The organism is Streptomyces atriruber (assembly GCF_001418325.1).
Classification (GTDB): domain Bacteria; phylum Actinomycetota; class Actinomycetes; order Streptomycetales; family Streptomycetaceae; genus Streptomyces; species Streptomyces atriruber.
Genome location: NZ_LIPN01000291.1, coordinates 1 through 9,101 on the forward strand (window position 1 = coordinate 1; position 9,101 = coordinate 9,101).

General features: G+C 76.0%; 6 protein-coding genes. 3 read left to right on the top strand and 3 right to left on the bottom strand.

Annotated features, from left to right (window positions below; all coding sequences use genetic code 11):
* The first annotated feature begins 65 nt into the window (after window positions 1-65).
* On the top strand, window positions 66-2,162 hold the full coding sequence (locus tag AOK03_RS27765; RefSeq protein ID WP_055568096.1) for a xanthine dehydrogenase family protein molybdopterin-binding subunit: 2,097 nt from the start codon (window positions 66-68) through the stop codon (window positions 2,160-2,162).
* 53 nt (window positions 2,163-2,215) lie between these two features.
* On the opposite strand, the gene AOK03_RS27770 is transcribed toward AOK03_RS27765, so the two are convergent.
* On the bottom strand, window positions 2,216-3,247 hold the full coding sequence (locus AOK03_RS27770) for a PHP domain-containing protein (protein ID WP_055568097.1): 1,032 nt from the start codon (window positions 3,245-3,247) through the stop codon (window positions 2,216-2,218).
* A 174-nt stretch (window positions 3,248-3,421) separates the two neighbouring features.
* On the opposite strand from AOK03_RS27770, the gene AOK03_RS27775 reads away from it, so the two are divergent.
* The gene (locus tag AOK03_RS27775; RefSeq protein ID WP_055568098.1) at window positions 3,422-4,933 is read left to right on the top strand and encodes an SDR family oxidoreductase; all 1,512 of its coding nucleotides are present in this window, start codon (window positions 3,422-3,424) and stop codon (window positions 4,931-4,933) included.
* A gap of 659 nt (window positions 4,934-5,592) precedes the next feature.
* Here the strand turns inward: AOK03_RS27775 and AOK03_RS27780 are convergent.
* Window positions 5,593-6,921 (bottom strand): aspartate aminotransferase family protein, encoded by a 1,329-nt coding sequence (locus AOK03_RS27780; RefSeq protein WP_055568099.1) that lies wholly within the window; start codon window positions 6,919-6,921, stop codon window positions 5,593-5,595.
* A gap of 91 nt (window positions 6,922-7,012) precedes the next feature.
* Between AOK03_RS27780 and AOK03_RS27785 the strand changes: the two genes are divergently transcribed.
* A complete protein-coding gene (locus AOK03_RS27785) occupies window positions 7,013-7,987 on the top strand; it encodes a LysR family transcriptional regulator (protein WP_208609608.1) in 975 nt (324 codons plus the stop codon).
* Here AOK03_RS27785 and AOK03_RS41315 read toward each other — a convergent pair.
* Complete coding sequence (locus AOK03_RS41315) at window positions 7,944-8,753, bottom strand: winged helix-turn-helix domain-containing protein (protein WP_244177778.1); 810 nt, start codon at window positions 8,751-8,753, stop codon at window positions 7,944-7,946. The genes AOK03_RS27785 and AOK03_RS41315 overlap by 44 nt on opposite strands.
* Between the last annotated feature and the right edge of the window lie 348 nt (window positions 8,754-9,101).

Consider the following 9,101-nt stretch of genomic DNA (forward strand, 5'->3'; position numbering starts at 1 on the left):
GCCCCGCCTCTCTTGCCCACCCCCCCTCTTTTTCTTCGTACGTATCCGCCTGCAGGGAGAACGCCATGCCGCAGACCGCCGACGCGCCGGGGGCGGACCTCGAGCGCCGGGAGGGCACCCAGAAGGTGCGGGGCACCGCCCGCTACGCCGCCGAGCACACCCCCGACGGGTGCGCCTACGCCTGGCCGGTGGCGGCCACCGTGGCGCGCGGCGAGGTGCGCGCCGTGGACGACGCGGCGGCCCTGGCGGTGCCCGGCGTGGTGGCGGTGCTCCACCACCGCAACGCGCCGCGCCTGGCCGCACCGGACGATGCCACCCTCGCCGTGCTGCAGGGCGCCCGCGTCCCGCACCGGGGCTGGTACGTGGCGCTGGTCGTCGCCGACACCCTGGAGGCGGCCCGCGAGGGCGCCGCGGCCGTGCGGGTCGCCTACGCCGAGGAGCCGCACGACGTCACGCTGCGCGCCGGGCACCCCGGCGCGTACGTGCCGGAGGACTCCGACGGCACCTCGGGCGAGCACGTGCGCGGCGACGCGGAGGCGGCGTTCGCGGCCGCGCCGGTGCGGGTGGACACCGGCTACCGGGTGCCGCCGCTGCACAACCATCCGATGGAGCCGCATGCGGCCACCGCCCGCTGGCAGGACGGGCACCTGCACGTGTACGACTCCAGCCAGGGCGCCACCACCGTCCGCAATGTGCTGGCCGGCCTGTTCGGGCTGCCCAGGGAGCGGGTGACGGTCGTCTCCGAGCACGTGGGCGGCGGGTTCGGCGCCAAGGGCACGCCCCGCCCGCACGTGGTGCTGGCCGCCATGGCCGCCCGGCAGACGGGCCGGCCGGTCAAACTCGTCCTGCCGCGGCGGCAGTTGCCGGCCGTGGTGGGGCACCGCGCGCCGACCCTGCACCGGGTGCGGCTGGGCGCCGGGACGGACGGCACGCTGACCTCGGTGATCCACGAGGTGACCGCGTACACCTCGCGCATCAAGGAGTTCGTGGAGACCGGGGCCGCCGCCACCCGCGTCATGTACGCCTCGCCGCACGGGCGCACCACCCACCGGGTGGTGCCGCTGGACGTGCCCAGCCCGTCCTGGATGCGGGCCCCGGGCGAGGCGCCCGGCATGTACGCCCTGGAGTCGGCGATGGACGAGCTCGCCGAGGCGCTGGGCATCGACCCCGTCGAGCTGCGGCTGCGCAACGACACCGACCGGGAGCCGGACAGCGCGAAACCCTTCAGCAGCCGTCATCTGGCCGAGTGCCTGCGGGAGGGGGCGCGCCTCTTCGGCTGGGCCGGGCGCGACCCGCGGCCCCGCACCCGCCGGGCGGGCCCCTGGCTGGTGGGCAGCGGTGTCGCGGCGGCCACCTATCCGGTCGTCGTCGCGCCGTCCCGGGCGTGCGCGCAGGCCTGCCCGGACGGGACGTTCGTGGTCCGGATCAACGCCACCGACATCGGGACCGGGGCGCGTACCGTGCTCGCGCAGGTCGCCGCGGACGCGCTCGGCGTGCCGGTGGAGCGGGTGCGCACCGAGATCGGCAGCAGCGACCTGCCGGCGGCGTCGCTGGCCGGCGGCTCGTCCGGCACGGCCTCGTGGGGCTGGGCCGTGCACGAGGCGTGCACGACGCTGGCCGGGCGCCTGGCCGGGCAGCCGGGCCGGCCGCTGCCGCCGGAGGGGGTCAGTGCCACGGCCGACACGGCGGGCCGGGCCGATGCGGACAGCGCCTACGCCCGGCACGCCTTCGGCGCCCACTTCGCCGAGGTCGGGGTGGACACGGTGTCCGGCGAGGTCCGGGTGCGCCGGCTGCTCGGTGTCTACGCCGCCGGGCGCATCCTCAACTCCCGTACCGCCCGGTCGCAGTTCATCGGCGGCATGACGATGGGGCTGGGGATGGCGCTGATGGAGGGCAGCACGATGGACGCCGCCTTCGGGGACTTCACGGAGTGCGATCTGGCCGGCTATCACGTGCCGGCGCACGCCGACGTGCCGGAGATCGAGGCGCACTGGATCGAGGAGGACGATCCGCATCTCAACCCCATGGGCAGCAAGGGCATCGGGGAGATCGGGATCGTCGGGACGGCCGCGGCCATCGGCAACGCGGTGCACCATGCGACGGGGGTGCGGCTGCGCGAACTGCCGCTCACCCCGGACCGGGTGCTGGCCGGCGCCCTGTGAACGCCGCGCACCCGCCGCAGGGCTGAAGCCGGGGTCCAGGGCCGGGCGGAGGTTCAGGAGGGGGTGCGGGCGCGGCTCTCCCGGGTCCAGGAGAGCAGTTCGGGCGCCGTCCAGGTGGTCACCACGCGCTCGGCGGGCACCTTGCACTCCTCGGCCCGCGCGCAGCCGATGAGCTGCCAGTCGAGCTGGCCGGGCGCGTGCGCGTCGGTGTCGACGGCGAACAGCACCCCGGCGTCCACCGCCCGGCGCAGCAGCCGGCGGGGCGGGTCGAGGCGTTCGGGGCGGCTGTTGATCTCCACGGCGGTGCGGGCGGCCGCGCACGCGGCGAACACCTCGTCCGCGTCGAACTGCGACTCGGGCCGGCCGCGGCCGGTGACCAGGCGGCCGGTGCAGTGTCCGAGCACGTCGGCCCGCGGGTTGCTGACCGCGGCGACCAGACGGCGCGTCATCGCGGCCGCGTCCATGCGCAGTTTGGAGTGCACCGAGACGACCACGACGTCCAGGCGGTCCAGCAGGGCGGGCTCCTGGTCGAGGGAGCCGTCGTCCAGGATGTCGCACTCGATGCCGGTCAGCAGGCGGAAGGGCGCCCACTGCTCGTTGAGGGCGGCCACCGCCGCCAGCTGGTCGCGCAGCCGCTCGGGGGACAGGCCGCGGGCCACGGTGAGGCGGGGCGAGTGGTCGGTGAGCACGGCCCATTCGTGGCCGATCTCCCGGGCGGCGCGGCCCATCGCCTCGATGGAGCTGCCCCCGTCGGACCAGTCGGAGTGCAGATGGCAGTCGCCGCGCAGCAGGGCCCGCAGCCCGGTGCCGGCCCCGCCGGCCAGCGGCGCCCGGGCCTCCTCCTCCAGGCCCCGCAGATAGCCGGGCATGGTGCCGGCCAGCGCTTCCCGGACCACGGCGGCGGTCTTGGGCCCGATGCCCCTGAGGGACTCCAGGGAGCCGTCACCGGCCCGGCGCGCCACCTCCTGGTCCGTCAGCCCCGCGACGACCTCGGCCGCGGTGCGAAAGGCCCGCACCCGGTAGGTCGGGGCGCTGCCCCGCTCGAGCAGGAAGGCGATGCGTTCCAGTGCCTCCACGGGCTCCATGGCACCTCCGGGCGGGGCGGGACTGCGCGCGTACGGATGCACGGCTGTGTTCCACCCTGGCGCAGGCACCGGGGCGCGGCATGTCGCGGCCCGGGCCGCGACGGGTGAGACTTCCAGGGTGGCCGGGGTGAGGCGCCCGGGCTCCCCCGGCAGCGAATCGAGGCGGCAGCGCACGTGAGTGACAGCAACGACTCCTCCCCCGGGCCGCGGCACGTCCTGGTGACCGGGGCCACCGGCTACATCGGCGGGCGGCTGGTGCCCGAACTGCTGGCGGCGGGGCACCGGGTGCGGTGTCTGGCCCGCTCGCCGGAGAAGCTGCGCGATCATCCCTGGGCCGGGCAGGCGCAGGTGGTGCGCGGCGATGTGACCGACGCGCGGTCGCTGGCCGAGGCGTTCGAGGGCATCGAGGTGGCGTACTACCTGGTGCACGCGCTGAACACCGGGTCCGGTTTCGAGGACACCGACCGGCGGGCCGCCCGCACCTTCGCCGAGCAGGCCGAGGCGGCCGGGGTGCGGCGCATCGTGTATCTGGGCGGGCTCACTCCGGCCGGGGTGGACGAGCGGGAGCTCTCGGCGCATCTGCGGTCGCGGGCCGAAGTGGGCCGGATCTTCCTGGACTCGCAGGTGCCCAGCGCGGTGCTGCGGGCGGCGGTCATCATCGGGTCGGGCTCGGCGTCCTTCGAGATGCTGCGCTATCTCACCGAGCGGCTGCCGGTGATGGTGACGCCCAGCTGGGTGCGTACCCGCATCCAGCCGATCGCGGTCCGCGACGTGCTGCGCTATCTGGTGGCCGGGGCGGGGCTGCCCGCGGAGGTGAACCGGGGCTTCGACATCGGCGGCCCGGACGTGATGACCTACCGCGACATGATGCGGGCCTATGCCCGGGTCGCCGGTCTGCGGCACCGGCTGATCGTGCCGGTGCCGCTGCTGACGCCGGGGCTGTCCAGCCACTGGGTCGGTCTGATCACGCCCGTGCCCCGCCAGATCGCCCGGCCGCTGGCGGAGTCGCTGCGCCACGAAGTGGTCTGCCAGGAGCACGACATCGCGGCGTACGTTCCCGACGGGCCGGGCCGCCCGCTGCCCTTCGCCCAGGCGCTGCGCCTGGCGCTGCAGCGCATCCAGGACGCCCAGGTCACCACCCGCTGGTCCTCGGCCTCGGTGCCCGGCGCGCCCAGCGATCCGCTGCCCACGGACCCCGACTGGGCCGGCGGCAGCCTCTACACCGACCACCGCACCCTGGTCGTGGACGCCTCCGCGCCGGCGCTGTGGCGGGTCATCGAGGGCATCGGCGGCGACAACGGCTGGTACTCCTTCCCGCTCGCGTGGGCGGTGCGGGGCTGGCTGGACCGGCTGGCGGGCGGGGTGGGCCTGCGCCGGGGGCGCCGCGACGCGCACCGTCTGCGGGTCGGTGACTCCCTGGACTTCTGGCGCGTGGAGGAGATCGAGGCGGGCCGGCTGCTGCGGCTGCGGGCCGAGATGCGGCTGCCCGGTCTTGCCTGGCTGGAGATGCGGGTGGAACAGGACGACTCGGGCCGCACCCGCTACCGCCAGCGCGCGCTGTTCCACCCGCGCGGACTGGCCGGGCACGCCTACTGGTGGGCGGTGGCGCCCTTCCACGCCGTGGTCTTCGGCGGCATGGCCCGCAACATCACCGAGGCGGCGGGCCGGGAGCCCGAATCGCCCTGATCCACCGCCTGTGCGGGGGCGCGCGGATACGCGGTGCGCGGATACGCGGTGCGCGGTGCGCGGATACGCGGTGCGCGGATACGCGGTGCGCGGTGCGCGGATACGCGGTGCGCGGATGCGCGGACGGGTTCCCCCGGCCGCCGGGCGAACGGCCGTAGGCGGACACCGGGATCACCCACGGCGGGCCCGCGCGGTCCAGGCGGCCGGTCAGAGGCCCGCGCAAGCCCCGCCGACCGCTGCGGATCACGGGTGTGCGGCACACGGACGGCGCCGGGATGCACCGGCCGCCGGGCCAACAGCCGTAGGCAGACACCGGGATCACCCACGGCGGGCCCGCGCGGTCCAGGCGGCCGGTCAGAGGCCCGCGCAAGCCCCGCCGACCGCTGCGGATCACGGGTGTGCGGCACACGGACGGCGCCGGGATGCACCGGCCGCCGGGCCAACAGCCGCAGACAGACACCAGGAGCAGCCGCCACAGGCCCGCACGGTCCGGGACAGCCGGTCCGCGCAAGCCCCGCCAACCATCCGGACCGCCCGGACCGCCCCAGCACAGCACACGGACGGCCCCCGCCACCCAGACCCAACGACCGCCAGGCCAACAGCCGCAGACGGACACCGAGAGCGGCCCGCCGCGGGCCCCGCGGGCCGGGGCGTGGGGGTCAGTGGGGTGTGCAGGTCTCGCCGAGCGCCTGGTCCAGGATGGTCAGGCCGAGTTCCAGTTCGTCCTGGGTGGCGGTCAGCGGGGGTGCGATGCGGAAGACCCCGCCCATGCCGGGGAGCTGGACGATGTTCATGTGCAGGCCCAGTTCCAGGCAGCGCCGGGTGACCTGGGCGCCCAGCGCGTCCGAGGTCTGCTTCGTCTCGCGGTCCACGACGAGTTCGAGGCCGGCCAGCAGGCCGCGGCCGCGGATGTCGCCGACGACCGGGTGCCGGGCGGCGAGGTCGGTCAGGCCGGCGCGCAGGAACTCGCCCAGTCGGCGGGCGCGTTCGTCCAGCCGGTCCTCGGCCAGGACGTCCAGGACGGTGTTGCCGACCGCGGCCACCAGCGGGTCGGCGACGTGCGTGGTGAAGAACAGGAACCCCCGCTCGTGGGCCTCCTGCTCGATGTCCGCGCTGGTGACCACCGCCGCCAGGGGCAGCCCGGCGCCGAGCGTCTTGGACAGCGTGAGGATGTCGGGGACGACCCCGTCGCGCTCGAAGGCGTACCAGGTCCCGGTGCGGCACAGCCCGGTCTGCGCCTCGTCCAGGATCAGCAGCATGCCGCGCTCACGGCACTTGGCCTGCAGCGCCGCGAAGTACCCGGCGGGCGGCTCGATGATGCCGCCGGAGCTGAGGATCGGCTCGACCAGGCAGGCGGCCAGGCTGCCGGTGGACTGCGCGTCGATCAGGTCGAAGGCCAGGTCCAGCTGGCGGCGCCAGTCCAGCGTGCCGTCCGCGGTGGTGATGTCGGGCCGGTAGGCGTTGGGCACCGGGATGGCGAAGTTGCCGGGCGCGGCGGGCCCGTAGCCCTTGCGGCCCGCGCTGTAGGTGGCCGAGGCGGCGGCCTGGGTCATGCCGTGCCAGGAGCGGGCGAAGGAGACGACCTCGTGTCGGCCGGTGACGAGTTTGGCCATCCGCAGGGCGGCCTCGTTGGACTCGGCGCCGGTGGTCAGCAGCAGCGTCTTGGTCAGCGGCGCGGGCAGCGTGCCGGCCAGCCGGCGGGCCAGGTCGACGACCGGGCGGCTGAGCATGCCGCTGTAGAGGTGGTCCAGGCGGGCGACCTGCTGCTGGACGGTGGCGACGATCCGCGGGTGGGAGTGGCCCAGGATCGCGCTCATCTGGCCGGAGGTGAAGTCGAGGATCTTGCGGCCGTCGGCGGTGAACACGAAGCTCCCGGCGGCCCGGTCGATGATCTCGCGGGTGAACTCGCCGCCGTAGCGCACGAGATGCTCCTCGGCCTGGGCCCAGAAGGCGGCGGTGGACGGTGCGGCGGTGGTCGTGGCAGCCATGGCGCCGACGGTAGGGCGCCCGCGAGCGACGCGTCCATCGCACATTTATGGCTGTCCTGTTCGGCTGATCCGCACAACAATGGGGGGTGTGATGAATCCCTGGAGGCTGCGGCTGCTGTGCCGGCTGGAGACGCTGGGCACCGTGCGGGCGGTCGCCCAGGCCGTCCACCTGAGCCCGTCCAGCGTGTCCCAGCAGCTGGCCGTGCTGGAGAGCGAGACGGGCACCCGGCTGCTGGAGCGGACCGGCCGCCGGGTGCGGCTGACCTCGGCCGGGCTGATCCTGGCGCGCCGGGCGCGGGCGATCCTGGAGCAGCTGGACGGCGTCGAGGCGGAGTTGCGCGGGTTCGGGCAGGAGCCGGCCGGGCTGGTGCGGCTGGGCACCTTCCAGAGCGCGATCCACACCATGGCCGTGCCGGCGGTGCGCCGTCTGGCGCAGGCGCAGCCGCAGCTGGAGCTGGAGGTGCTGCAGCTGGAGCCGCACGAGAGCATGCCCGCGCTGCGGGGCGGCGACGTGGACCTGATCATCACCACCACCGACTTCGGGGAGCTGCCGCTGGGCGACGACCTGGACCTGGTGCCGCTGGCCACGGATCCGGTGCTGCTGGTGGTCCCGCCCGGGCACCGGGCGGCCGGGCGCGGGCCGGTGGACCTGGCGGCCTGCGCGGACGAGCCGTGGACGCTGGACATGCCGGGCTCCTACATGGCCGGGCTCGCGCTGCGGCTGTGCCGCCGGGCCCGGTTCGAGCCGCGGGTGGTGGCCCGGTTCGGCAACTACCTGATGACGCTGCAGCACGTCGAGGCCGGCCTGTCGATCGCGCTGCTGCCCGGCCTGGCCGTCGATGCCCGCTACCGCGTCGCCACCCGCGAGCTGGCCACGCCGGTGACCCGCACCATCACCGCGGCCACCCGCCGCGGGGCGCCCCCGCGGGCGGCGGTGCGCGCGGTGCTGGACGCGCTGCGCCGGCAGCCGGGCCCGCCGGCCACCGGGCCGGTGGCCGGCGCGGCGGGGCCGGCGGCGCCGCTCAGCCCTCCAGAGCCGGGCACAGCACGGCGGCCGGGACGGTGAGGCGGTAGCCCACGCCGCGGACCGTCCCGATCCAGTGCGGCGAGCCGAGCTTGCCGCGCAGCGAGCCGACGTGGACGTCCAGGGTGCGGGTGGAGCCGAACCAGTTCTCGTCCCACACCCGGGCCATGATCTCCTCGCGCCGCAGGACCGTGCCGGGCTCCTCCAGGAGCATCGCGAGCAGGTCGAACTCCTTGCGGGTGACGCGCACTTCGTCGTCGTACAGGTGGACCTTGCGGGTGCGGGCGTCCAGCCGCAGCGGGCCCGCGCTCAGATGGTGCCGCTCGGGGCGGGGCGCGGCCACGGCGCAGTTCCTCCAGGGCGCGGGTGAGCAGCCCGGGCCGCTCGGCGAGGGGGCCAGGGCGGCCCGCAGCCGCAGCGCGGCGCCCTGCGGGCGGGGGTCACGCCCGGTGGGCAGGTCGCACTGCTCGGCGATGAGGCGGGCGGCCCGCTCGCGCTCGCCCAGGTGCAGCAGGGCGCCGGCCGCGTCGGTGCGCCAGGGAAGGCGGCGGGGGTGGTCCAGGCCCCAGCGCCGGGCGAGCCGGCCGGCGTCCAGGAACTCCGCGAGGGCGGCGGTGTGGCGGTGGGTGGCCAGGTAGTAGTGGCCGCGGGCGCGCAGCTGGTCGAGCGCGTGGACGCTGTCGAACAGCGCGTCGGGCAGCGGCAGTTCGAGCCGCCGGGCGGCCGCGTGGTGCTCCCCGGTGGCCGTGTACGCGGCGATCTCGACCGCGGCCAGCGCGGACAGCACGAGCCCGCCGCGGTCCTCCACCGCCTCGGCGGCCGCAGCCGCTGCCTGCCGGGCCCCGCGGGGGGCCCAGGCGCAGCAGGGCCTGGGCGTGCAGCAGGCCCAGGGCGGCGAACCAGCCGGGGGCGCGCTCGCGGTCCGCCTCGGCCTGCAGCTTCTGGCACCACACCAGCGCCCGGTCGTTGTGGTCGGCGTGGACGAGGGTACGGATCTCGCGGAGCGCCAGGTCCAGGGTGCGTCAGCGGGGTGTCCTTGAGGACGCGGTCGACGGCCGCCTCGTCCTGGCCGGCCGGTGCGGGCGGCCACAGCAGGGCCGTGGCCGCCCGCACCGGTCCGGTCCCCGGGGCGGGTCCGCCCCGGGGATCGGACCGG

Excerpts from the sequence above, each read along its gene's own strand:
- AOK03_RS27765 (WP_055568096.1), top strand. The coding sequence starts at position 66 with ATGCCGCAGACCGCCGACGCGCCGGGGGCGGACCTCGAGCGCCGGGAG.
- AOK03_RS27770 (WP_055568097.1), bottom strand. The coding sequence starts at position 3,247 with ATGGAGCCCGTGGAGGCACTGGAACGCATCGCCTTCCTGCTCGAGCGG.
- AOK03_RS27780 (WP_055568099.1), bottom strand. The coding sequence starts at position 6,921 with ATGGCTGCCACGACCACCGCCGCACCGTCCACCGCCGCCTTCTGGGCC.
- AOK03_RS27785 (WP_208609608.1), top strand. The coding sequence starts at position 7,013 with ATGAATCCCTGGAGGCTGCGGCTGCTGTGCCGGCTGGAGACGCTGGGC.